The sequence below is a fragment of the Hydrogenophaga sp. R2 genome, assembly GCF_049843595.1.
In the GTDB taxonomy this organism is placed as follows: domain Bacteria; phylum Pseudomonadota; class Gammaproteobacteria; order Burkholderiales; family Burkholderiaceae_C; genus Hydrogenophaga.
The window spans coordinates 99784-124464 of sequence record NZ_JBBHZN010000004.1; the positions used below are offsets into that span (position 1 = coordinate 99784).

The 24681-nt window shown below is 67.9% G+C and carries 21 protein-coding genes and 1 pseudogene; 12 read left to right on the forward strand and 10 right to left on the reverse strand.

Going from position 1 to position 24681, the window contains the following annotated elements; translation table 11 throughout:
* Positions 1-13: 13 nt before the first annotated feature.
* From WD026_RS13880 to WD026_RS13895, 4 genes are all read left to right on the forward strand, one after another.
* Positions 14-340, forward strand: coding sequence for a DUF1840 domain-containing protein (locus tag WD026_RS13880; protein WP_425724252.1), 327 nt, complete (start codon positions 14-16; stop codon positions 338-340).
* Positions 328-687 carry a DUF2946 family protein gene (locus WD026_RS13885; RefSeq protein ID WP_425724253.1) on the forward strand — a complete coding sequence of 120 codons (360 nt, stop codon included), beginning with the start codon at positions 328-330 and terminating at the stop codon, positions 685-687. Before WD026_RS13880 ends, WD026_RS13885 begins: the two co-directional genes overlap by 13 nt.
* 85 nt (positions 688-772) lie before the next feature.
* Positions 773-3058, forward strand: a complete 2286-nt coding sequence (locus WD026_RS13890) for a TonB-dependent receptor (protein ID WP_425724254.1) — start codon at positions 773-775, stop codon at positions 3056-3058.
* A gap of 10 nt (positions 3059-3068) precedes the next feature.
* Positions 3069-3593 (forward strand): YcnI family protein, encoded by a 525-nt coding sequence (locus WD026_RS13895; protein WP_425724255.1) that lies wholly within the window; start codon positions 3069-3071, stop codon positions 3591-3593.
* Positions 3594-3825: 232 nt separating this feature from the next.
* On the opposite strand, the gene WD026_RS13900 is transcribed toward WD026_RS13895, so the two are convergent.
* From WD026_RS13900 to WD026_RS13940, 9 genes are all read right to left on the reverse strand, one after another.
* Positions 3826-4836 (reverse strand): Bug family tripartite tricarboxylate transporter substrate binding protein, encoded by a 1011-nt coding sequence (locus tag WD026_RS13900; protein WP_425724256.1) that lies wholly within the window; start codon positions 4834-4836, stop codon positions 3826-3828.
* Positions 4837-4936: 100 nt separating this feature from the next.
* On the reverse strand, positions 4937-5920 hold the full coding sequence (locus WD026_RS13905) for a tripartite tricarboxylate transporter substrate-binding protein (protein WP_425724257.1): 984 nt from the start codon (positions 5918-5920) through the stop codon (positions 4937-4939).
* Between the two features lie 142 nt (positions 5921-6062).
* The gene (locus WD026_RS13910; protein WP_425724258.1) at positions 6063-7310 is read right to left on the reverse strand and encodes a phenylacetate--CoA ligase family protein; all 1248 of its coding nucleotides are present in this window, start codon (positions 7308-7310) and stop codon (positions 6063-6065) included.
* A 31-nt stretch (positions 7311-7341) separates the two neighbouring features.
* Complete coding sequence (locus WD026_RS13915) at positions 7342-8151, reverse strand: ABC transporter ATP-binding protein (protein WP_425724259.1); 810 nt, start codon at positions 8149-8151, stop codon at positions 7342-7344.
* 105 nt (positions 8152-8256) lie between these two features.
* Positions 8257-9594 (reverse strand): ABC transporter substrate-binding protein, encoded by a 1338-nt coding sequence (locus tag WD026_RS13920; protein ID WP_425724260.1) that lies wholly within the window; start codon positions 9592-9594, stop codon positions 8257-8259.
* A gap of 48 nt (positions 9595-9642) precedes the next feature.
* A complete protein-coding gene (locus WD026_RS13925; protein ID WP_425724261.1) occupies positions 9643-10719 on the reverse strand; it encodes a branched-chain amino acid ABC transporter permease in 1077 nt (358 codons plus the stop codon).
* An 11-nt stretch (positions 10720-10730) separates the two neighbouring features.
* On the reverse strand, positions 10731-11660 hold the full coding sequence (locus tag WD026_RS13930) for a branched-chain amino acid ABC transporter permease (RefSeq protein WP_425724262.1): 930 nt from the start codon (positions 11658-11660) through the stop codon (positions 10731-10733).
* A gap of 15 nt (positions 11661-11675) precedes the next feature.
* Positions 11676-12473, reverse strand: a complete 798-nt coding sequence (locus WD026_RS13935) for an ABC transporter ATP-binding protein (RefSeq protein ID WP_425724263.1) — start codon at positions 12471-12473, stop codon at positions 11676-11678.
* Positions 12474-12481: 8 nt separating this feature from the next.
* Complete coding sequence (locus WD026_RS13940) at positions 12482-14428, reverse strand: AMP-dependent synthetase/ligase (protein WP_425724264.1); 1947 nt, start codon at positions 14426-14428, stop codon at positions 12482-12484.
* Between the two features lie 146 nt (positions 14429-14574).
* On the opposite strand from WD026_RS13940, the gene WD026_RS13945 reads away from it, so the two are divergent.
* The 3 genes from WD026_RS13945 to htpG all read left to right on the forward strand — a co-directional run bounded on the left by WD026_RS13945 (position 14575) and on the right by htpG (position 18127).
* Positions 14575-15318, forward strand: a complete 744-nt coding sequence (locus WD026_RS13945; protein ID WP_425724265.1) for a Crp/Fnr family transcriptional regulator — start codon at positions 14575-14577, stop codon at positions 15316-15318.
* A 7-nt stretch (positions 15319-15325) separates the two neighbouring features.
* The gene (locus WD026_RS13950) at positions 15326-16171 is read left to right on the forward strand and encodes a pseudouridine synthase (protein WP_425724266.1); all 846 of its coding nucleotides are present in this window, start codon (positions 15326-15328) and stop codon (positions 16169-16171) included.
* 81 nt (positions 16172-16252) lie between these two features.
* Entirely contained in the window at positions 16253-18127 is a 1875-nt protein-coding gene (htpG, locus tag WD026_RS13955; protein ID WP_425724267.1) for a molecular chaperone HtpG, read from the forward strand.
* A gap of 27 nt (positions 18128-18154) precedes the next feature.
* Here htpG and WD026_RS13960 read toward each other — a convergent pair whose 3' ends face one another.
* Positions 18155-18892 (reverse strand): hypothetical protein, encoded by a 738-nt coding sequence (locus WD026_RS13960; protein ID WP_425724268.1) that lies wholly within the window; start codon positions 18890-18892, stop codon positions 18155-18157.
* 459 nt (positions 18893-19351) lie between these two features.
* Between WD026_RS13960 and WD026_RS13965 the strand changes: the two genes are divergently transcribed.
* The 5 genes and pseudogenes from WD026_RS13965 to WD026_RS13985 form a co-directional block, all read left to right on the forward strand.
* Positions 19352-20782, forward strand: a complete 1431-nt coding sequence (locus WD026_RS13965) for a class I SAM-dependent methyltransferase (protein WP_425724269.1) — start codon at positions 19352-19354, stop codon at positions 20780-20782.
* Positions 20775-22100 carry a sensor histidine kinase gene (locus tag WD026_RS13970; RefSeq protein WP_425724270.1) on the forward strand — a complete coding sequence of 442 codons (1326 nt, stop codon included), beginning with the start codon at positions 20775-20777 and terminating at the stop codon, positions 22098-22100. Before WD026_RS13965 ends, WD026_RS13970 begins: the two co-directional genes overlap by 8 nt.
* Before the next feature lie 32 nt (positions 22101-22132).
* Positions 22133-23275, forward strand: coding sequence for a hybrid sensor histidine kinase/response regulator (locus tag WD026_RS13975; RefSeq protein ID WP_425724271.1), 1143 nt, complete (start codon positions 22133-22135; stop codon positions 23273-23275).
* Positions 23276-23291: 16 nt separating this feature from the next.
* Positions 23292-24233 (forward strand): response regulator, encoded by a 942-nt coding sequence (locus WD026_RS13980; RefSeq protein WP_425724272.1) that lies wholly within the window; start codon positions 23292-23294, stop codon positions 24231-24233.
* 81 nt (positions 24234-24314) lie between these two features.
* Positions 24315-24659, forward strand: a pseudogene (locus WD026_RS13985) (hypothetical protein); the annotation flags it as partial.
* Positions 24660-24681: the final 22 nt, after the last annotated feature.

Sequence of the window (24681 nt, forward strand, 5' to 3'; positions counted from 1 at the left end):
ACGCATACCCCCCATGGCTCTGTACCGCTTCAAATCCCGCGAGACCGGTGACCTGGTCATGACGTCCACCCATGGGCAGCGCCTGCTGGAGATCCTGGGCAAGGACCCGTCGGCCCCCGGCATCGTGCTGCCCGAGCAGATGCCCGGCGCCATCGATGCCATCCGGCAGGCGATCGCCGCCGAGGAAGCCGAGCAGCAGCGCCTGCGCGAGGAAGCGGCCGCCCGGGGCGAGGCGCCCCCCGGCTTCGATCCGGTGAGCCTGCGCATGCGTTCCCTGCCCTTCATCGACATGCTGCAGCGCTGCCAGAAGGCGGGCGTGGAGATCGTGTGGGGCGTCTGACCCGCACCGGCCTGCGCCGGCTCACCGGGTCGGTGCTGGGCAGCTTCGTGCTGTCGCTGGTGCTGTCCCTGCTGGGGGCCATCGTGCACCCGGCCAGTGCCACGCTGGTCTGCTCGCCCTCCGGTCAGCTGCGTTATGTGTCGCTGGACGACTCGCCCGGCACGCCGACACCCATGTCCATGGGCGAATGCGCCCTGTGCGTGGCCCTGTTGCCGCCGCCCCCGGCAGCCGTGGTGCCGCCGCTGCCGGTGGCCCGCCGCAGCGCCACCGTCCCCACCGAAGATCCGAGGGCGACCCAGCACGCGGCCGCCCCGCCACCGGCGCGCGGACCCCCCCTCTCCGTCTGACGACCGCTCCCGCCCGGGAGCCCTTGCGTCCGCTGCGTGACCCACGCCGGCGGGCGCGTCCCCATTCGTCCGTCAGGAGACATCCATGTCCGTTCCCTTCCGGCGCGCCGCCATTGCGGCCGCCTGCTCGCTCGCGTCTGCCGCCGCCCAGGCCCAGACCGAAGCCCCCCAGCGCGAGCTGGGCACCGTCACCATCACCGGTGGCCAACCCACGTCGCTGCCCACGCAGATCCCCACCACCATCGAAGGCATGACTGCCGAGCAGATCGGTCGCAGCATCAACGCCACCGACAGCCAGGACGCGCTGAAATACCTGCCCAGCCTGCTGGTGCGCAAGCGCTACATCGGCGACTACAACCACGCGGTGCTGTCCACCCGCGCCTCGGGCACCGGCAATCCGGCCCGCTCCATGGTCTATGCCGACGGCATCCTGTTGTCCAACTACCTGGGCAACGGCCCCACCAATGCCCCGCGCTGGATGCTGGTGGCACCCGAGGAGATCGACCGCGTGGACGTGCTCTACGGCCCGTTCTCGGCCGCCTACCCCGGCAATTCGGTGGGGGCGGTGGTGGACTATGTGACCCGCATGCCGCAGACCTTCGAGGCGCACGGCAAGGTCAGCTTCCAGCACCAGCCGTACCGGCTGTACGCCACCGACGAGTCCTACAACGGCCACCAGATCTCGGCCTCTGCCGGCAACAAGGCCGGCGACTGGTCGTGGTTCTTCAGCCTCACCCACACCCGCAGCGAGGGCCAGCCGCTGACCTTTGCCACCCGCACCCTGGCCCAGGGCACACCCGGCAATGCCGGCACGCCGGTCAGCGGTGCGGTGCTTGACCTGGACCGCACCAACCAGCCCTGGTACCTGCTGGGCACCGGCACCCAGTACACCACCACCCAGAACGTCTTCAAGCTCAAGCTGGCCTACGACATCAGCAGCACGCTCAAGGCGCAGTACACCCTGGGCCTGTGGAACAACCGGGCCGATGGCAAGGCCGCCACCTACCTGCGTGACGCGGCGGGCAACCCGGTGTACAGCGGCACGGTCAACATCGCCGGACGCAGCTACAACCTCAACGGTGCTGCCCCGCTGTTCGGCCAGACCCGCGAGGACATCACCCATGTGATGCACGGCTTCACGCTCAAGACCCAGACCCGGGGCACCTGGGACTGGGCGGCCTCGGTCAGCCAGTACGACTACGCCACCGACGAGCTGCGCCGCAACGGCACCGTGCTGCCCGGCGCCTTCAACGGCGGTGCCGGCACCATCGTCGATGGCGACGGCACCGGCTGGACCACCCTGGACCTGCGCGGCACCTGGCGCCCCCAGGGCATCGGCGGCACGCACATCGTCGATCTGGGCGTGCAGCGCGACCACTACACCCTGCGCACCCGCGACAACGCCACCCCGAACTGGATCACCGGCGCACCCGGCGCGCTCACCGCCGCCTTCGGTGGCGACAGCACCCTGACCAGCCTGTGGGCCCAGGACACCTGGCGTCTGGCCAAGGACTGGAAGGCCGTGCTGGGCGGGCGCCTGGAGCACTGGCAGACCGACAAGGGTTACCGCAGCAACGGCACCGCCTCGGTGGCCTATGCCGAACGTTCGGAGAGCTGGTTCTCGCCCAAGGCGGCGCTGTCGTGGCAGGCGACGCCGCAGTGGGTGCTCAAGGCCTCCACCGGCCGCGCCATCCGGGTGCCCACGGTGAGCGAGCTTTACCAGGGCGGCGTGAACAACCTGGGCCAGACCACGTTGAACGACCCGAACCTGCGGCCGGAAAAATCCTGGACCACCGAGCTGACCGCCGAGCGCGACCTGGGCAACGGCCTGCTGCGCTTCACCGGCTTCTTCGAGCGCACCCGCGACGCCCTGTACTCGCAGACCAATGTCTTCACCAACGTGACCAACATCCAGAACGTGGACCGCATCCGCACCCACGGCCTGGAGGTGGCGTACCAGGCCAGCGATATGTTCACGCGCGGCATCGACCTGCTGGGCAGCGTCACCTGGGCCGATTCCAAGGTCACCCGCAACGACCGATTCCCGGCCAGCGTGGGCAAGCGCCAGATCCGGGTGCCCGAGTGGCGGGCCAGCGGTGCGGTCACCTGGCGACCGGACGACCGATGGAGCACCACCTTCGGCGTGCGCTACAGCGGCGAACAGTTCAGCACCCTCGACAACACCGACATCAACGGCTTTGCCTACACCGCCGCCAGCCGCTACTTCACCACCGACCTGCGCGTGACCTACCAGCTCTCGCCCAAGAGCACGCTGGCCTTCGGCATCGACAACCTCAACAACGACAAGTACTGGGCTTTCCACCCCTATCCGCAACGCACCTTCCACCTCGAATTCAAGACCCGCCTCTGAGGACCCACCCATGAACATGCCCATGAACATCCGCCGTCTTTCCCTCTGCGCAGCCCTGGCCGTGGCCAGCAGCGGCGCGCTGGCCCATGTCACGCTGGAGCAGCCGCAGGCCGCACCCGGAGCCCGCTACAAGGCGGTGCTCAAGGTGACCCACGGCTGCAGCGGCTCGCCCACCGTGGTGGTGGACGTGACCCTGCCGCCCGGCGTGCGCAGCGCCCGCCCCATGCCCAAGGCGGGCTGGAAGCTCGAGGTGCTGCGTGAACCCCTGGCCCAGCCCTACCAGAGCCACGGCCGCACCATCACCGAGGACGCCACCCGCATCCGCTGGACCGCGCGCACGCCGGACGATGCCCTGGCATCGGCCCATTACGACGAGTTCGTGCTGGTGGCCTCGCTGCCCGAACAGCCCGGCACCCTGTACTGGCCGGTCACCCAGCTGTGCGAGCGCGGCCGCCTGGACTGGACCGAGGTGCCCGGTCCGGGCCGCCCGTTCGATGTGCTCACCGCGCCGGCGGCGGTGCTGGAGGTGCGCTGAGGAACGAACAGGAATCGGTGAAGACTTCCCACAGGTGGCGCACCACAATCCGCTCCGCCTGACCGATGGAAGCCGGTGGCCCGGGTGGCAACAACCGGGTCACCGGCCCCGTCGGGCAGGGGGTCAAGTCCCGGAGCGGATCGGCGGACCGCTCCATTGAACAGGGTGATGCAGCCGGCGGCGTGCCGGTCGCATCACCCTCTTTTTATGGGCGCCATCCCGGGGTGTGACGTCAGTCCACCCGGGCGCCGGACACCTTCACCACCGCGGCCCACTTGGTGATCTCGGCGTCGATCAGGCTGGCGAACTCCGCCGGCGTGTTGCCACCCGGAATGGCGCCCTGGGCCAGCAGGCGCTCCTTCACCGCCGGGCTGCTGAGCGCCTTGGCGGTTTCCTGCTGGATGCGGTTCACGATGTCGGCCGGCGTGCCGGCGGGTGCCAGCAGACCGAACCACGAGCTCGCCTCGAAGCCCGGCAGGTTGCCGGCTTCGGCCACGGTGGGCACGTCGGGCAGGGCGGCCGAGCGCACCGCACTGGTCACCGCAAAGGCCTTCAGGTTGCCGGCCTGGATGTGCGGCATGGCCGAGGGCAGGTTGTCGAACATCACGTCCACGGCGCCGGCCAGCATGTCGGTCATGGCCGGGCCCGATCCCCGGTAGGGAATGTGGGTCATGAAGATGCGGTTGCGCGACTTGAACAGCTCGCCAGCCAGGTGGATGGAGGTGCCGTTGCCGCTGGAGGCCATGTTGAGCTTGCCCGGGTTGGCCCGGGCGTAGCGCACGAAGTCGGCCACGGTGTTGATGCCCAGGGCCTTGGCGCGCTGGGTGTTCATGACCATCACGTTGGGCACGCCGGCCACCAGCGTGACCGGCACGAAATCCTTCTGCGGGTCGTAGGGCAGCCTGGCGTACAGCGCCTTGTTGATGCCGTGGGTGCCCACGGTGCCCATGAGCAGGGTGTAGCCGTCGCCGGGCGACTTGGCCACGATCTCGGCGCCGATGTTGCCGCCGGCACCGGCCCGGTTGTCCACCACGAAGCTCTGGCCGAACACCTTGCTGAGTTCGGGGGCGATCACCCGGGCCAGGATGTCGGTGGTGCCGCCCGGGGCGAACGGCACCACGATGCGCACCGGCTTGCCGGCGGGCCAGGCGCCCTGGGCCAGGGCGGTCAGCGGCAGGGCGGCCGAGAGGCCGAGGGCGCCCAGGGCACCGAGGGCGCGGCGGCGGGAGGGGGAACGGGTCATGGCTTGTCTCCTGTTGTTGTGACGAAAAAAAGGCCGCCCCGAGGGGGCGGCCTGTGCGGTCTTCAGCGCGGGGCGCAGAGACGGTGCGGCATGGTGCCGGTCAGTCGGCGAACTGGCCAGCGGCCTCGATGACCGACTTGAGCTTCTTCACCTGCTCACCCACGAAGGCCTTGTGGCCTTCCGGCGTGACGCGGTTGTCGGTCACCACCAGGGCGCCCAGGTCTTCCTGCTTCTTGATGAAGTCGGGGTCCTTCAGGGCCACCTTGAGGGCGTCGTTGAGCTTCTTGGTGACTTCCGGCGGGGTGCCCTTGGGCGCGTACAGGCCGTGCCAGATGGTCAGGTTGAAGTCCTTCAGACCCATTTCCTGCAGGGTGGGGTAGTCCTTGAGCAGCTTGTGCTTGGACAGCGGCTTGGCGGTGGTCACCGCAAACGCCTTGACGCGGCCACCCTCGATCTGGGCGGTGGTGTTGGTGGTCTGGTCGCACATCACGTCGACCTGGCCGCCGATGAGGTCGTTCATGGCCGGGCCGGTGCCCCGGTAGGCGATGGTGGTCATGGACTTGTCCAGCTTGACGGCCGACTGCCACATCAGGCCGCACAGGTGCGATGCCGAACCCAGGCCGGCGTGGGCCAGGTTGAGCTTGCCGCCGTTGGCGCGGATGTAGGCCTCGAAGTCACGGTAGGTGTTGGCCGGCAGCTGCGGCTTGCCCAGCAGGGTCATGGGCACGTCGTTGATCATGCCCAGGAACTCGAAGTCCTCCATGGGCTTGAACTGCTGCTTGCGGTACAGGCTGGTGGTGGCGGCAAAGCCGATGTGCCAGACCAGCAGGGTGTAGCCGTCCGGGGTGGCGCGGGCCACCTTGGTGCCGGCGATGGTGCCACCGGCACCGGCCGCGTTTTCCACCACGATGTTGGCGCCGCCCAGGGGCTTGCGCATGGCTTCGGCCAGCTGGCGGGCCACCAGGTCGGTCGGGCCGCCGGCGGCGAACGGCACCACGAACGTGATGGGCTTGTTCGGGAAGGCCTGGGCCTGGGCGCCGACCGAGACGGCGGCCGTCAGGGCCAGGGCGAGGAGTTTTTTCATGTGCTGTCTCCGCAGGATGGGGGTGAGGAGCGCGGATGGTAGTCCGGCCCGACCGCCGCCCGTATCGCGGGAAACACGTAGCGTGGGGTCTTTCAGGGCATGTCTGCTGGAAAACCCCGACGCCCCGGGCCGGGCGCCGGCCTCACTGGTAGCTGCGGGCGTCCTCGATCACCTTGCCGTCGTTGGGCAGGCTGCCCGGCGCGACCAGCTCCACGTCGGCGCGCAGTTTGGTCACGTCGCGCACGGCGGCCTCGATGGCGCTGCGCAGGCCCTCGTCACCGCCCGCCGTCTCCACCCGCAGGCACATGCGGTCGTTGGCCATCTCGCCGCTGACCACCAGCCGGGCGCGGCCCACGCCGGGGAAGCGGCGGGCCACATCGGCCACCTGACCGGGGTGCACGAACATGCCGCGCACCTTGGTGGTCTGGTCGGCCCGGCCCATCCAGCCCTTGATGCGGGGGGCGGTGCGGCCGGTGGGGCAGTGCCCGGGCAGCACGGCCGAGAGGTCGCCGGTGCCGAAGCGGATCAGCGGGTAGTCGGGGTTGAGGGTGGTGACCACCAGCTCACCCACCTCGCCTTCGGGCACCGGGTCGCCGGTGCCGGGGCGCACGATCTCCACGATCACGCCTTCGTCCAGCACCAGGCCCTGGCGCGAAGCCGTCTCGTAAGCCACCAGGCCCAGGTCGGCCGTGGCGTAGGTCTGGAACACCTCCACGCCCTGTTCGCGGAACCAGGCGGTCAGGCTGGGCGGGCAGGCTTCGCCGCCCACCGAGGCGCGCTGCAGGCTGCGGATGTCGGCGCCGGTCTCCACCGCCTTCTCCAGCAGGATGCGCAGGAAGCTGGGTGTGCCGGTGTATGCGTCCGGGCGCAGCTCGGCCATGGCCTGCAGCTGCTGCTCGGTCTGGCCGGTGCCGGCCGGGAACACGGTGCAGCCCACGGCCAGCGCGCCGGCTTCCAGGATGAAGGCGCCCGGCGTCATGTGGTAGCTGAAGGCGTTGTGCACCAGGTGCCCGCTGCGGAAACCCGCAGCGAACAGGGCGCGGCCGGTGCGCCAGTAATCGCGCGCCGTGCCCTCGGGTTCGTAGATGGGGCCGGGCGAGGCAAAGATGCGCTGCATCTTCGGGCCGCGCACCACGGCGGCAAAGCCGCCGAAGGCGTCGGTGGCACGGTGGGCCTTCTGGCGCTCCAGCAGCTCGCTCTTGCGGGTGACCGGCAGACGGGCCAGGGCAGAGCGGCTGGTGACGGACGCCGCGTCCACCCCGCGCAGGATCTCGCCGAAGGCGGCGCTGCTGGCCTGCGCATGCGCCACCTGGCGCGCCAGCGCGGCCATCTGCTGTGCCTCGCGCTGGTCGGCACTGCGGGTTTCCAGGCCGTCGAAGAATTCGCTCATGGGTCGCTTCCGGTGGGTGTGGGGTGGTGGGTCAGGCCAGCCAGCGCTTGCGGCGCTTGTAGCTCTTCACGTCCTTGAACGACTTGCGTTCACCCCCGCCCATGCCGAGGTAGAACTCCTTGACGTCCTCGTTGTTGCGCAGGTCGGCGGCGGCACCGTCCATGACGATGCGGCCGCTCTCCATGATGTAGCCGTAGTCGGCGTACTTGAGCGCCATGTTGGTGTTCTGCTCGGCCAGCAGGAAGGTCACGCCTTCCTTCTGGTTGAGGTCCTTCACGATCTCGAACACCTCTTCCACGATCTGCGGCGCCAGGCCCATGGAGGGCTCGTCCAGCAGCACCACGCTGGGGTTGGCCATGAGGGCGCGGCCGATGGCGCACATCTGCTGCTCGCCACCCGAGGTGTAGGCCGCCTGGCTGGTGCGGCGCGTCTTCAGGCGAGGGAAGTAGGTGTAGACCTTCTCCAGGTTGCGCGCCACCTCGGCCTTGTCCTTGCGGGTGTAGCTGCCGGTCATGAGGTTTTCCTCGATGCTCAGGTGGGCAAAGCAGTGCCGGCCTTCCATGACCTGCACCACGCCGCGCTGCACCAGATCGGCCGGGGTGAGGTGCTCGATGCGTTCACCGCGCAGCTCCACGCTGCCCTTGGTGACCTCGCCCCGCTCGGCCTTGAGCAGGTTGGAGATGGCGCGCAGCGTGGTCGTCTTGCCGGCGCCGTTGCCGCCCAGGATGGCCGCGATCTGGCCCTGCGCCACCGTGAGCGAGACGCCCTTGAGCACCAGGATCACATGGTTGTAGATGACCTCGATGCCGTTGACGTGGATGACGGGTTGCGTTGTGCTCATGAATGGTCCTAAAGGGGATGCGACCCCAGTGCTGCCACGGATCCGGCTCAGCCGGTCCGTCGGCAGCGCCCCCTCGAGGGGGCAAGCGAAGCGCGCGGGGGTGGATCAGCTCTGGCAGTCCTGCGGCGTGCGGCGGGTGATCTTCTTCTCGGCCGCGTACTTGTCGGCAGCGGCCTTGACCATGGGCTTGATGATCTGGTCATCGGCCTGCAGCCAGTCGCTGCTGAAGACCCACTTGCTGCCGTCCCAGGTGTGGATGCGGGCCCAGTTGGCGCCCACATGGTCCTGGCAGCTGGTGGACACCGGACGCAGCACGTTCTTGAAGCCCAGCGCATCCAGCTTGGCCTGCGTCAGGTTGAGGTTCTCGTAACCCCAGCGGGCCTGTTCGCCGGTCATGACCTTGCCCTTGCCGAAGCGTTCCTGGGCGGCACGCACGCCTTCCACGGCGAACATGGCGCTGATCAGGCCGCGCATGTAGAGCACTTCACCCACTTCGTCCTTGGGGCCGGTGCCCTGGCCCTTGGCGTGCAGCTTGTCCAGGATTTCCTTGGCAATGGCCGAGCCCTTCTCGGTGCCGTGCTGCATGGTGATGGCGTTGTAGCCCTTGGCGCCCTGGCCGATGTCCTTGACATCGGGTTCGGCACCGGCCCACCACACGCCATAGATCTTCTCGCGCGGGTAGCCGGTGGCCTGGGCTTCCTTGAGCAGGGTGGAGTTCATGACGCCCCAGCCCCAGTTGATGACGTAGTCGGGGCGGTCGCGGCGGATCTGCAGCCAGGTGGCCTTCTGCTCCACGCCGGGGTGCGGCACCGGCAGCAGGCTCAGCTGGAAGCCGTGCATGGCGGCACGCTCCTGCAGCGGCGGAATGGCTTCCTTGCCGAACGGGCTGTCGTGGTAGACCAGGGCGATCTTCTTGCCCTTGAGGTTGTTCACGCCGCCTTCCTTCTTGCCGATGTGCTGGATGATCACGTCGGCCGCCTGCCAGTAGGTGCCGGCAATCGGGAAGTTCCACTTGAACACGCCGCCGTCGGCCGATTCGCTGCGGCCATAGCCGGCGGTGATCAGGGGGATCTTGTCGATCGGGGCCTTCTCGGTCAGGGCGAAGGTGATGCCGGTGGACAGCGGCTGGAACACGGTGGCGCCGCCGTTCTTGCCCTTCAGGCGCTCATAGCATTCCACACCCCGGTCGGTGGCGTAGCCGGTCTCGCACTCTTCCCAGCTGACCTTCACGCCGTTGATGCCGCCGCGCGCATTGGTGAGCTTGAGGTAGTCCACATAGCCGTTGGCAAACGGCACGCCGTTGGGCGCATACGGGCCGGTGCGGTACACCAGCGCGGGGAAGAACTGCTCCTTGGCCTGGGCCGCAGCCGTGGCAGGGATCAGGGTGGCCGACAAGGCGGCGCAAGCCACCGAGACGGACAGAACCAGGTTGTGCACTTTCATCGCTTGTCTCCTTTAGGAAGGGTTGTCACTCACACGGAAAACGGGGGCTCAATGCGGGAAGGGCCAGAGGCGCAGCTTCTGTTTCGCGGTGCTCCACAGCTTGGCCAGGCCGTGCGGCTCCACGATCAGGAACCACACGATGAGCGCACCGAAGATCATGAATTCGGTGTGCGACACCGCAGCGGTGGAGATGGTCACGCCCACCAGGTCGCCCAGGGCCGGCAGGAACTGGTTCAGGAAGATGGGCAGCACCACGATGAAGGCCGCGCCGAAGAAGCTGCCCATGATGGAACCCATGCCGCCGATGATCACCATGAACAGCAGCTGGAAGGAACGGTCGATGGAGAAGGCCGCCGGCTCCCACGAACCCAGGTGCACGAAGCCCCACAGGCCGCCGGCCACGCCGATGATGAAGCTGCTGACCGCAAAGGCGCTGAGCTTGGCGTACATGGGGCGGATGCCGATGACCGAGGCCGCCACGTCCATGTCGCGGATGGCCATCCACTCGCGGCCGATGGCCGAGCGCACCAGGTTCTTGGCCAGCAGCGCGAACACCACCACGAAGCCCAGGCAGAACAGGTACTTCTCGTGCGGGGTGTTGATGGTCCAGCCCAGTACCGACAGGTTGGACACCGACACCGAACCCGAGGACGCGTTGTTGGTGAACCAGCCGATGCGCAGGAAGGCCCAGTCGCAGAAGAACTGCGCGGCCAGCGTGGCCACCGCCAGGTACAGGCCCTTCACCCGCAGGCTGGGAATGCCGAAGAACATGCCCACCAGCGTGGCGAAGAAGCCGCCCGACAGCAGCGCCACGATCAGCGGCATGCCCTCGATGCGCACATAGGTGTTGTAGGCCATGTAGGCGCCCACCGCCATGAAGGCGCCCGAGCCCAGCGAGATCTGGCCGCAGTAGCCCACCAGGATGTTCACCCCGATGGCCGCCAGCGACAGGATCAGGAAGGGGATCAGGATGGCCCGGAACATGTATTCGTCCACCAGCATCGGCACGCCGATGAAGGCAAACGCGATCAGGGCCAGGATGACCCAGCGGTCCTGGGCGATCGGGAAGATCTGCTGGTCGGTGCGGTAGGAGGTCTTGAACTGACCGTTTTCGCGATAGAACATGTGTCAGCTCCTCAGACGCGATCGATGATCTTCTCGCCGAACAGACCTTGCGGGCGGAAGAGAAGGAAAACCAGGGCGAGCACGTAGGCGAACCAGATCTCGATGCCGCCGCCCACAAAGGGGCCGAGGTAGACCTCGGAGAGCTTCTCGCCCACGCCGATGATCAGGCCGCCGATGATGGCGCCGGGCACCGAGGTGAGGCCGCCCAGGATGATGACGGGCAGGGCGCGCAGGGCCACGGTGGTCAGCGAGAACTGCACGCCCAGCTTGGAGCCCCAGATGATGCCGGCCACCAGCGCGGTGATGCCGGCCACGAACCACACGATCACCCAGATGCGGTTGAGCGGGATGCCGATGCTTTGTGCGGCCTGGTGGTCGTCGGCCACGGCGCGCAGGGCCCGGCCGGTGGCGGTCTTCTGGAAGAACAGCGAGAGCACGGCCACCAGCAGGGCGGCCACGCAGGCGGCGTACACGTCTTCCAGGTTGATCAGGATGCCGCCTTCGAACACCGAGTCGAACAGGAAGACCGGGTCCTTGGGCATGCCCACGTCGATCTGGTAGATGTCCGAGCCGAAGATGGTCTGGCCCAGACCATCCAGGAAGTAGGTGATGCCCAGCGTGGCCATGAGCAGGGTCACGCCTTCCTGGTTGACCAGGTGGCGCAGCACGAAACGCTCGATGCACCAGGCCAGCACCGCCATCAGGGCCGCAGCCAGCATGAAGGCGATCACGTTGCCCAGCAGCTTGCTCTCCAGCCCCAGCCAGCCGGGCACCCATTCGGCAAAGCGCGCCATGGCCAGCGCTGCAAACAGCACCATGGCGCCCTGCGCGAAGTTGAACACCCCCGAGGCCTTGAAGATGAGCACGAAGCCCAGGGCCACCAGGGAATACAGCATGCCGGCCATCAGGCCGCCGATGAGTGCTTCAAGAAAGAACGCCATGTGGGGTCTCCGGCCTCAGTGGGAAGTGCCGAGGTAGGCGCTGATCACCTCCTCGTTGTTGCGCACCTCGTCGGGGGTGCCGTCGCCGATCTTCTTGCCGTAGTCCAGCACCACGACGCGGTCGGAGATGTCCATGACCACGCCCATGTCGTGCTCGATCAGCACGATGGTGGTGCCGAACTCGTCGTTCACGTCCAGGATGAAGCGGCTCATGTCCTGCTTCTCCTCCAGGTTCATGCCGGCCATGGGTTCGTCCAGCAGCAGCATCTGCGGCTCCATGGCCAGGGCACGGCCCAGGTCGACCCGCTTCTGCAGGCCGTAGGGCAGGGTGCCCACGGGGGTCTTGCGGTAGGCCTGGATCTCCAGGAAGTCGATGATGCGTTCCACGAAGGCGCGGTGCTCTTCCTCTTCCTTCTGCGCACCACCGATGCCGAACGGGTTGCGGAAGGCCTGGGCGAGCAGGCCGCTCCTGATGCGCAGGTTGCGCCCGCTCATGAGGTTGTCGATCACGCTCATGCCCTTGAACAGCGCCAGGTTCTGGAAGGTGCGGGCGATGCCCATCTCGGCCACCTGCCGGCTGTTCATGTGCTTGAAGGTCTGGCCCCGGAAGGTCACCGAGCCTTCCTGCGGCGTGTACACCCCGTTGATGCAGTTGAGCATGGAGCTCTTGCCGGCACCGTTGGGGCCGATGATGGCCCGCACCTCGTGCTCGCGCACATTGAAGCTGATGTCGGTGAGCGCCTTGACGCCGCCGAACCGCAGGCTGATGTTCCTGACGTCGAGGATGACGTCGCCGATCTTTTTCTGGGTCATGGGGCTTCTCAGGCGGCGGCCTTGACGGGGGCGAAGGTCTTGGCGTCGGCCAGCTGGAGCGTGGCGCTCACGCTGCCGGTGCGGCCGTCCTCGAACTTCACCTGGGTTTCGATGTACTGCTCGGTCTTGCCGCCGTACAGGGCGTCCACCAGCACGCCGTAGCGCTCGCCGATGAAGCCGCGGCGGACCTTGTTGGTGCGGGTGAGCTCGCCGTCGTCGGCATCCAGTTCCTTGTGCAGCACCAGGAAGCGGCTGATCTGGCTGCCGGCCAGCAGCTCGTCGCGCGACAGGTCGGCATTCACCTTCTCCACGCAGTCGCGGATGAGTTCGTACACCTCGGGCTTCTGGGCCAGGTCGGTGTAGCCGGCGTAGCTCAGGTTGCGGCGCTCGGCCCAGTTGCCCACCGCGTCGAAGTCGATGTTGACCATGACGCAGACCTTCTCGCGCTTGTCGCCGAAGGCCACGGCTTCCTTGATGAACGAGAAGAACTTGAGCTTGTTCTCCACGTACTTGGGCGCGAACATGGCGCCGTCGAAGGGGCCGCCCATGAGCCGGCCCACGTCCTTGACGCGGTCGATGATCTTCAGATGGCCCGACGCATCGATGAAGCCGGCGTCGCTGGTGTGGTACCAACCGTCGGCGGTGAGCACCTCTTCGGTGGCCTTCGGGTTCTTGTAGTAGCCCTTGAGCAGGCCGGGCGACTTGACCAGGATCTCGCCGGTCTCCGACAGCTTGATCTCCACGCCCTCGCAGGGCACGCCCACGGTGTCGGCGCGGGCCTCGTGGTCGGGCTGCAGGCAGACGAACACGGCGGTCTCGGTGGAGCCGTAGAGCTGCTTGAGGTTGATGCCGATGGAGCGGTAGAAGCTGAACAGGTCCGGCCCGATGGCCTCGCCGGCGGTGTAGGCCACGCGCACCCGGCTCATGCCCAGGTTGTTGCGCAGCGGGCCGTACACCAGCCAGTCGCCCAGCCGGTAGCTCAGCCGGTCGGCCAGGCCGACCGGCTTGCCGTCCATGAGGGCAGGGCCCACGCGCCGGGCCACGTCCATGAAGTGGTGGAACATGCGGCGCTTGAGGGCGCCGGCATCTTCCATGCGGATCATCACGCTGGTGAGCAGGCCTTCAAACACCCGCGGTGGCGCGAAGTAGTAGGTGGGACCCACTTCCTTCATGTCGATGGTGACCGTGCCGCCCGACTCCGGGCAGTTCACCACGTAACCGGCCACCAGCCACTGGGCATAGCTGAAGATGTTCTGGCCGATCCAGGCCGGCGGCATGTAGGCCAGCACCTCGTCGGCCGGGGTCAGGCGGTCGAAACGGGCGCCCACGTCGGCGCGGTCGATGAGGGTGCGGTGGGTGTGCACCACGCCCTTGGGCTGGCCGGTGGTGCCGCTGGTGAAGAACATGGCGGCCACGTCGTCCGGGCGGCCCTGCTCCAGTTCCTGTGCAAAGCGCTGCGGGTGTTCGGCGGCATGGGCCTGGCCGGCGGCCACCAGCGCGTCCAGGCTCTGCAGGCCGGGCTCGTCGTAGTTGCGCAGGCCGCGCGGGTCGTCGAAGAAGATCTGGCCGAGTTGCGGGCACTGCTCGCGGATCTCCAGCATCTTGTCGACCTGTTCCTGGTCTTCCACCACCACGAAGCGCACCTCGGCGTTGTTGATGGGGAACACGCATTCGGCGGCCACCGCGTCCTGGTACAGCGGCACCGGAATGGCACCCAGCGACTGCGCCGCCAGCATGGAGGCGTACAGGCGCGGCCGGTTGGCACCGATCACCACCATGTGCTCCCCGCGCCGCAGGCCGGCCTGGTGCAGACCGCAGGCCAGCGCCTCGACCAGCCGGGCCAGTTCGGCCCAGGTGGTGGTCTGCCAGATGCCGTAGGCCTTCTCGCGCAGGGCCGGGGCGTCGGGGCGCTGCCGGGCATGTTCCAGCATGAGCCGGGGGAAGGTGGTTTCCATCGAACGTCTCCTCTGGCCGGCGGACACCGGCTTTTGTCCCTTGTGGGACATGGGGGCGGATGGTAGGCGGGTGTTTGACGTCATGTTGTCGGTCCGACGACAATCTCGGGTCTACCCTTACTGGGACTTTCCCTAGAACGCACGACATGACCGCCTTCACCGCCCGCCGATCTGCCGCCGTGCTGCGCGACTCCGCCCGCCCGCCCACGCCCGAGGAACTGCACGAGATTCCCTGGCTGCAGCGCCTGACCGAGGCCGAACGCGAACGCGCCCTGGACGCGCTGAAGGTGGGCGAAGCGGAGCCGGGCGACTACATCTGCCGCATCGGCCGGCCGGTGACCTACTGGTTCGGTCTGGTGGACGGCCTGCTCAAGATGAGCAACGACGAATCCCAGGGGCCGGCCATCACCTTCACCGGCGTGGCCCCCGGCGGCTGGTTCGGCGAGGGCACGGTGCTCAAGCACGAGCAGTACCGCTACAACATCCAGGCCCTGCGCCGCAGCCGCGTGGCCGGCCTGCCGGTGGCCACCTTCGACTGGCTCATCGACCATTCGCTGGGCTTCAACCGCTTCGTCATGCTGCAACTCAACGAGCGCCTGGGGCAGTTCATTGCCGCGCGCGAGATCGACCGCCTCAACAACCCCGACCTGCGCGTGGCGCGCAACCTGGCCGCGCTGTTCCACCCGCTGCTCTCGCCCAGCGTGGGGGGCTCGCTGCGCATCACCCAGCAGGAGCTGGCCTACCTGGTGGGGCTGTCGCGCCAGCGGGTGAACGAGGCGCTGTCCACGCTGGAGCGCCTGGGCTGGATCCGGGTGGAATACGGCGGCGTGAAGGTGCTGGACCTGCAGGCCCTGCGCAGCGGGCAGATCGATCCGCCTTCTCTGGGATGATCGGCGCATGAACCGCCGACCCCCGCCTTCCCGACCTTCTGCGCCACCCGCGCCGCCCGCAGCACCCCGTGCCGACGGCCTGATGCGCCTGAACAAGCTGCTGGCCGAGCGCGGCCTGTGTTCGCGCCGCGAGGCCGATGCCTGGATCGAGCAGGGCTGGGTCAGCGTGGACGGCGCGCCCGCCGTCATCGGCCAGCCGGTGCGGCCCGATGCGGTGATTGCCATCGACCCGCGTGCCCGCCAGCAGCAGGGCAGCCAGGTGACGGTGATCCTGCACAAGCCGGTGGGTTATGTGAGCGGCCAGCCCGAAGACGGCCACGAGGCCGCCGTGACCCTGGTGCAGGCCCGCAACCGCTGGCGCGAGGACGGCAGCCCGCGCCGCTTCGACGTGGCCCAGCTGCGTGGCCTGGCCCCGGCCGGCCGCCTGGACATCGACTCCACCGGCATCCTGGTGCTCACCCAGGACGGCCGCGTGGCCCGGCAGCTGATCGGCGAGGACAGCGGCATCCAGAAGGAATACCTGGTGCGCGTGCAGTGGGCGCCCAACGGTCCGCAGGGCGCCGGTCTGGTGTCGCAGGACGTGCAGTCGGTGCTGCCGCGTGAACGCCTGGCCCTGCTGCGCCACGGCCTGAGCCTGGACGGGCAGCGCCTCAAGCCCGCCGAGGTGAGCTGGCAGAACCCCGAGCAGCTGCGCTTTGTGCTGACCGAGGGCAAGAAGCGCCAGATCCGCCGCATGTGCGAGGCGGTGGGCCTGCATGTGGTGGGCCTCAAGCGGGTGCGCATCGGCCGCGTGGTGCTGGGCCGGCTGCCGGTGGGGCAGTGGCGCTACCTGGGCCCGGACGAGCAGTTCTGACCCGGTTCCGGGCCCCCTTGAAACCCCGACCGGCCGGCCCCATCTCCCGGCCGGTTTCCTTTTTCTCATCCCCTTCCGACCATGAGCAAACAGACCCATTCCTTCCAGGCCGAAGTGGCCCGGCTGCTGCACCTCGTCACCCACTCGCTCTACTCCAACCCGGACATCTTCCTGCGCGAGCTGGTGTCCAACGCGTCGGACGCCTGCGACAAGCTGCGCTTCGAGTCGCTGGCCAACGCCGCCCTGCTCGAAGAAGACCCGGAGCTGCAGGTGAAGGTGGCCTTCGACCGCGAGGCCCGCACCATCACCATCACCGACAACGGCATCGGCATGAGCGAACAGGAGGCCATCGACCACCTGGGCACCATCGCCAAGAGCGGCACCCGCGACTTCATGAGCAAGCTCTCGGGCGACCAGAAGTCCCAGGCCTCGGAGACCGGCCAGCTCATCGGCCAGTTCGGCGTGGGCTTTTATTCGGGCTTCATCGTGGCCGACCGCATCGTGGTGGAAACCCGCCGCGCCGGCCTGAGCCCGGCCCAGGGCGTGCGCTGGACCAGCGGCGGCAGCGGCGACTTCGAGGTGGAGACCATCGAGCGCGCCGCACGCGGCACCAGCGTCATCCTGCACCTGCGCGAGGACAAGACCGAATACCTCAACCACTGGAAGCTGCAGTCCATCATTGCGAAGTACTCCGACCACATCAGCCTGCCGGTGCGCATGCAGAAGGAGGAGTGGGACAGCGAGAAGAGCGAGTACGTGCTCAAGGACGAATGGGAAACGGTGAACTCGGCCAATGCCCTGTGGAGCCGGCCCAAGAAGGACGTGAGCGACGAGCAGTACACCGAGTTCTACAAGGCCATCAGCCACGACACCGAGGCCCCGCTGGCCTGGAGCCACAACCGGGTGGAGGGCAGCACCGAATACACCCAGCTGCTCTACATCCCGGCCAAGGCCCCGCAGGACCTGTGGAACCGCGACCGCAAGGCCGGCATCAAGCTGTATGTGAAGCGCGTCTTCATCATGGACGAGGCCGAGAGCCTCATGCCGGCCTACCTGCGCTGGGTCAAGGGCGTGGTGGATTCGAGCGACCTGCCGCTCAACGTCAGCCGCGAGCTGCTGCAGGAAAGCCGCGACGTCAAGGCCATCCGCGAAGGCAACACCCGCCGCGTGCTGTCCATGCTGGACGACCTGGCCAAGGACGCCGACAAGTACAACGGCTTCCACCGTGAATTCGGTGCCGTGCTCAAGGAAGGCCTGGGCGAGGACTTTGCCAACCGCGAGAAGATCGCGAAGCTGCTGCGCTTTGCCAGCAGCAACCAGGACGGCATCACCTCGCTGGCCGACTACAAGGCCCGCATGAAGGACGGCCAGAAGGCCATCTACTACATCACGGCCGACAGCGAGGCCGCCGCCCGCCACAGCCCGCAGCTCGAGGTCTTCCGCCAGAAGGGCATCGAGGTGCTGCTCATGACCGACCGGGTGGACGAGTGGGCCCTGTCCTTCCTGCCCGAGTTCGACGGCACCCCGCTGCAGAGCGTGGCCAAGGGCGCGGTCGATCTGGGCGACCTGCAGGACGAGGCCGAGAAGAAGGCGGCCGAGGAAGCCGCCGAGCACTTCAAGCCGGTGCTGGAGAAGCTGCGCGAGAGCCTTAAGGACAAGGCCCGCGACGTGCGCGTGACCTCGCGCCTGGTCGACTCACCCGCCTGCCTGGTGGTGGAAGACGGCGAGTACTCCACCCAGCTCGCCCGCCTGCTCAAGCAGGCCGGCCAGAAGGCGCCCGAGATCAAGCCCATTCTGGAAGTGAACGCCGGCCACGCGCTGGTGAAGAAGCTCGATGGCTCGGCCCACTTCGACGATCTGGCCCACATCCTGTTCGACCAGGCGCTGCTGGCCGAAGGCGGCCTGCCGGAAGATCCGGCAGGCTATGTGCGGCGGGTGAATGCCTTGCTGGTGTGAGCCACCCAGCCCTCACCCGGTGACCGTTCAGGCCCGTTCGTCCATGGCCCGGATGTCCCGAGGGAAGCCGCTGGCGAACGCGGTCTGAAGGTCTTGCCGGACCGCCTTCAGTGCAGAGGTGTCCAGCCCGTTCTTCCTGAAGGCATGGACCAGAAGAGTGACCTGCCGGATGAGGGCCTCGGCCTGGGCTTGAAGCTCGCGCGAATTGACCGCGTCAAGGCCCCGCTCGGTCCAGGCAAGGACCGCTTTCTGCGGCCGGGGTGCACGAAGCCGGTCCAGCAGACGGGGCTTGCGCGGAGCGGGGAGCACCTCCAGCACCCGGGCTTGTGATTCGTTCATCAGGGTTTCCAGCCGCCGGGCCTGCGTCTTGATCGCTTCGAACCGTCGGCTCAGCTCAGGGCCCCCGCCTTTCATCTGGTGGAGGACCAGTTCATCCACCACCTCGGCCTCGGCATCGTCGCTGAACGGCGTGCACAGCCGTCTGACGGCGTTGAACCTTTCGCTCGGGCTCAAGGTGTCGACATCCACCTTCACCCCCAGCCGCGGGCTGGGGGGCCGGCTGTTCTTCTTCGCCTGTTTGTTCTGCAGCGCGGGAGAGCGGAATGCAGCTGGGGGGTGCCGGTATTCGATCGGGCCGGTCGGCTCGATGTGGGGCTCGGTGCTCGGTGGGCCTTGCCGGTCTTTCCATGCCTCCCAGCACTGAGCCTCTTTCTCGTCCCCTTCCTGTTGCTCGATGGTCCTCAGAAGCTTCAGCGCCATCTCCATCAACACATCCGACGGAGCCCTCGTCTCGTCCCCTTCGCCGAGCATGAAGGGCGTGGCACCCGTGGCCTCGACCGATTGCCTGGCCAGCCGACGCTCCGGTGTGATCGGGCTGGCGTTCTGCCGACCCGGCCGGCGGGCGGTTGGGCCGGGCGGCGGCGTCCGCTGGAGGGGGCTGCGTTCCGGGCGGGGGGATGCATGAGGGGTCATGAGAAACAACGGTGGGTTGGTGATGTGATGTTCGTCACCAAATCACCACCAAGATCTCACCAAACATGGGCCGTTGGTCATGTCCGGGTCACCAGGGCATTGCCCCGGTGCACAGCTTTCAGCAGCTGTCGTCCCGTGCTGCCAGGAGCCAGGGACCGGCGTCGGTACTGGAGCGTGTACTCGGGACTTCAACGACGCATACACTCCGCAACCGGACCACGCCCCTGAACAGCCAACCAGCAGACGCCCACCGTGTACCTACAGCGCCCCTTCGACTCCGTTGTCACATTCAGAAACAGTCAGGGCGAGAGCGCACGGGGCTCGCTGACCAGTCTGCAGCGGCGCGGGCTGGTGATGGAGATCTACAACCCGTACTCCATCGTTCAGGTCAGCGAGGTGCTCAACGAGCTCACCATCCGATCGGGTGACCGCACCATCTACAAGGGCAAGGCCGTGGTGGTCAGCCTGCTCAACACCGGCCTGATGGCGGTGATCTCGGTGGCGCTCATCGACGAGTGGTCCGACCTCAATGCCATCAAGGGCAACATCGGGCAGGTCAAGGACGAAGCGGCGCGCTTCGTGTCCGACTGGGAGTCGCGTTTCAAGATCCGCGAGAGCTACCAGGTGACCATCAGCGAGTTCCGGGCCTTCCTCTCCGAGACTGCCCGCTGGATCGACCAGGCCGATCTGGCCGACGCGCTGCCCCGCGACGCCGAGGGGCGGCTGTCGGACGAGGTGTTCCACGCCATTGCCGAGCCGCTCATGGTCAAGGGCAAGCAGTTCCTGATCCGCCTGGAAGGCGAGGCCTCTCAGCTCGATCCGGAAGAGGCGCCCCTGCACCGGGCCTACGCGCAGAACGCCCTGCATCCGCTGGTGCTGCGGGCCCCCTTCGTGTACCGGACATTTGCCAAACCGCTGGGTTACGCAGGCGATTACGAGATGGTCAACCAGATCATCGGAGACCCCCGCCAGGGCGGCAGCACCTACATCCAGCTGGTCAACGCCATGTTCCTGAAGGCGGCAGTGGCAGAGGCCCACCGCAACCGGATCGACATCCTGGTGGAGTTCCTGCGCAAGGCAGCGGTGCAGGCCCGCACCCAGGGGCGATCCATCCGCATCCTCAACATCGGCTGTGGTCCGGGCATCGAGATCCAGCGCCTGATCGCCACCGGTGAAGACCTGTCCGGGTTGCGTTTCACGCTGGTCGATTTCAGCCGCGAGACGCTGGATTACACCCAGCAGCGCATCGCCGATGCCCGTCAACGGCATGGCTCCGGCGTGGAGGTCGAGTACGTCCAGGAATCGGTCCACGAACTGCTCAAACGTGCCGTGCGCGACACGGCGCCGGCCGAAGGTCAGGGCTACGACTTCATTTACTGCGCCGGCCTGTTCGACTACCTGTCCGACAAGGTGTGTTCGCGCCTGATCCGGTATTTCCTGACGCGCAGCAATCCGGGCGCCCAGCTGCTGGTCACGAACGTGCATGCCGACAACCCGGAGCGCTTTGGCATGGAGCACTTGCTGGAGTGGCACCTGATCTACCGCGACGAGGCCCAGATGCAGCTGGTGCTCGAAGAGGTGAACGCGCCGGTCAAGCTCTACACCGATGCCACGGGTGTCAACATCTTCGCGGAGGTCACGGTGAGCGCCAACCTTCGTGCCATGGCCTTGTCCCATGACTGATCAGCTCAACGCCGTGTATCAGCGGCAGTTGTCGGACTTCCGCCTGACCTACAGCAAGGCCGGCAATGTCACGTCGGTCGTCCTGGTGCTGGCGGGCGTGGGGCTGGATCACTTCACGTATCCGGACCGTCAGGTCGAGTTCTTCCTGATCCGCCTGCTGGTGGTGCTGCTGACCCTGGGCATCCTGTGGGTGCTCTACACCGAGTTCGGTCGCCGCAACGTGCGCCAGCTCACCGTGCTGTGGCTGCTGCTGCCGCAGGTGATGATCGCCTACATGATCCAGACCACCGACGGCGCGCAGTCCATCTACTTCGTCGGTCTCCATCTGGCCTTGTATGCCGTGGGCATCATACTGCCCATCAGCTTTCTGGAGGGCGTGGGCTTCGGGGTGCTGACGGTCATCCTGTACGTGGGCGCCTGTCTGCTGCATCCGGATGGCCCCTCCAACCTGCCGCGCCTCATGACCAACACCTTGTTCATCGTGTTCTCGGCGGCTGCCAGTGCCGTGTGCACCTGGTTCAACGAGCGCGCGCGCATCCGGCTGTTCCGCCTGCAGCAGGAGGTGGCCGAGATCAACGCCAACCTGCGCGAGACGAATGCCACCCTGGCCGAAGTCAAGGGCCAGCTCCTGCAGCGCGAGAAGATGGCCGCCATCGGCACCCTTTCGGCCGGTCTCATGCACGAGGTCAACAACCCGGTGAACTACAGCCTCATGGCCATCAACATGGGCCTGTCGCTGCCGGCGGCCAACCAGGATCCCCTGCTCAAGGAGAGCCTGATGGATGCCCGGGAAGGCATGCAGCGGGTGCAGAACATCGTCACCGACCTCAAGACCTTCGCCTACCAGAAGCCCGGCACCGACAGCCAGCGCACCTTCCTGCTGGAGAACGCCATCCGTTCGGCCCAGCGGCTGGCCGGTTTCGAGCTCAAGGGCATCGAGGTGGTGGTGGACCTGCCGGCCGACACCCATGTGCTGGGTGACGAGCCGGCGCTCATCGGTGTGCTCATCAACCTGTTCAGCAACGCCGCCAAGGCGGTGCATGCGGCCGGGCGTGCGGCCCCACGCATCGAGGTGCAGGCCGGGCACCGGGGCGATCGCCTGTGGCTGCGGGTGCGGGACAACGGGCAGGGGATTGCTCCGGAGAACATCGACCGGGTGTTCGAGCCTTTCTTCACCACCCGCGATGTGGGCTCCGGCCTTGGGCTGGGTCTGAGCATCAGCTACGGCATCGTCCAGCGGCACGGTGGTGTGCTGGCGGTGGCCAGCGAGTTCGGTGCCTGGACCGAGTTCAGCTTCGACCTGCCGAGGCCCGCATGAACGCACGCCCTCGCTCTGTGCCTGCTCGACCCATGGTACTCATGGTGGACGACGAGCCCCAGGCCTGCAAGTGGTTCCAGCGGGCCTATGCCGACGAGTTCGAGGTGCTGACCGCGCACGGCGTGGACGAGGCGCTGGACTGTCTGGCCGGTCCGGGCGCCGCCACGGTCGTCCTGCTCACCGACTACCGCATGCCCGGGCGCAATGGCATCGATCTGCTGCGCGAGGCCAGCCGCCGGCATCCGGGCGTGATCCGGGTGCTGGTCTCGGCCTATGCCGACAAGGAAGTGGCCATGCAGGCCGTCAACCACGGGCATGTGGAGTTCATGCTGGACAAGCCGCTGGACGAGGCCCTGGCCCGCCAGGTGATCCGGGAGGCCGTGGCCCAGGCCGCGCAGCGCCGTCAGGAGCGCGACCAGCTCGATCAGCGCGCGGCCATGCTGCGTGACACCCTGGGTTTTCTGGCGCACGAGGTGACCACCCCGCTGGCCACGGTGCAGGGTTATCTCTCGGCCCTGCAGGACCGGCATGCCGAGAGCCCCGACCCCGGTGTCGGCGAGGCCCGCATCGCCCAGGGACGGCCCGGCGACGTGCGCGCCATGCTGGACGCCGCCCGGCGCCGCACCGAGTACGCCCAGTCGCTGGTGAGCAGCTTCGTGCAGTCGGCCGGCGATGCCCACGCGGTGCAGCCGGCGCAGCGGCCGGCGGCGGCTGCCCTGGTGCGTTCGGTGTGCGGGCACTACCCCTACCCCGCGGACGAGGCGCAGTGGGTGCAGATCGACGATGCCCACGACTTTGCCTTGCCCGGTCGGCACGATCTGGTCTTCCTGGTGCTGTCGACCCTGCTCAAGAACGCCCTGCAGGCGCTGCGCGAGGCCGGCACACCGTCGCCCCGGGTCCGCATCCGCCTGCTGCCCATTCCCGCCCCCGAGGGCGGCCAGGCCTGGGAGGCCATCCAGGTGGCCGACAACGGCCCCGGCATTGCGCCCGACATCCTGCAGCGGCTCACCCACGAGCCGCTCACCACCCGTGCCGACCGCGGCGGCCACGGCATGGGCCTGGTGTTCTGCCGCCGTGTCATGACCTCGCTGGGGGGCGCCATCACGGTGTCATCCGCCCCGGGCGACGGCACGGTGGTCACCCTTTGTTTTCCGTTGACTGGTTCCCGCGCATAGGAGGCGCCTTGCTGCCATGAAAATTCTGTATGTCGATGACGAGGCGATGGCGCTGAAGTACTTCGAGCGGCTGGTCAGTCCGCTGGCCCCGGTGATCACCGCCACCTCGGTCGAGGAGGGTCGCGAGATGCTGCGCCAGCATGGCGACGAGATCGGCGTGCTGGTGAGCGACCAGCGCATGCCGGGCGAACGCGGCAACGAGCTGCTGCGCTATGCGCGCGAACACCACCCGGGCATCGTGCGCATGCTGACCACGGCCTACTCCGAGCTGGGCGAGGCCATCGAGGCCATCAACTCCGGCGAGATCTACCGCTACATCAGCAAGCCCTGGGCGCTGGAGAGCCTGCGCGCCGACCTCAAGAACGCGCTGGAGCTGGCCGAGCTGCGGCGCGAGCGCGATGGCCTGGTGCGCGAGAAGATGCTGGCCCACCAGGGGCAGCTCATGGGCAGCCGCCTGTGCCAGCTGCTGGGCGTGGCCGCGGTCATCCGGTTCGACCAGGCCGAAGCCGCCCTGCATGCCTGGGCCGTCGGTGCCATGGCGGTCCAGGCGTCCGCACCCGAGGTGGACTGGCGCCGCTGGGACCATGCCGACCTGCTGCAGGCCGAAGCCCGCCGCGTGGTCCAGGCGGCCCAGGGCATCCAGCACTGGCTGAGCACCTGGCGCGATGCCGGCGCCGAGCCGCTGGCCGCCCTGGCGGCGGCCTGGCAGGTGCCGCTGTCGGGCGATGCCATCGTGCTGGACCGGGCCGATCCCGTCAGCCGGCTGATGCATGGCCCGGCGGGCAGCGAGGTGTCCCTGCAGGACGCCGCCTGGCTGGCCTGGTTGCTGTGGCAGGGGGGTGCAGCGCGCGTGCAGGCCGACGGCAGCGGCTGGCGCATCGTGCGGGCCGAGCCGGCTGCCCGGCCGGCCGACTGGCTGGCAGCCTCCATCGAACGTTTCGGCCCGCTGCCGGGCTGAAGGCAACGGGGAACCCGGCCTGCCCCATGCCGGTCACAATGGGCATGTCCGCCTGAGCGGCGGACGCCACCGGAGAACACCATGACCTTGCCGACCCCTACCTTCGCCCGCCAGGCCGCCCTTCGTCGCATGGCGGCTGCCACGGCCGCTGGCGCCGGCCTGCTGCTGGCGGGCTGCAGTTCGGTGGGTGTGGGGGTGGGCGTGCCCATCGGCCCCGTCACCATCGGCGTGGGCGCCAGCAACAACGGCGTCAGCCTGGGCGTGGGCACCGGCGTCGGGCCGGTCGGTGTGGGGGTGGGTGTGAACCAGCGCGGCCAGGTGAGTGCCGGCGCCGGTGTGGGCGTGAGTGCCCCGGTGGGCGACAGCAAGGCCCGGGTGGGCGTGGGGGTCGGGACCAGCACCGTGATCCACGACCCCGACGCGCCGTCGCGCTGATCAGGCCTCGATC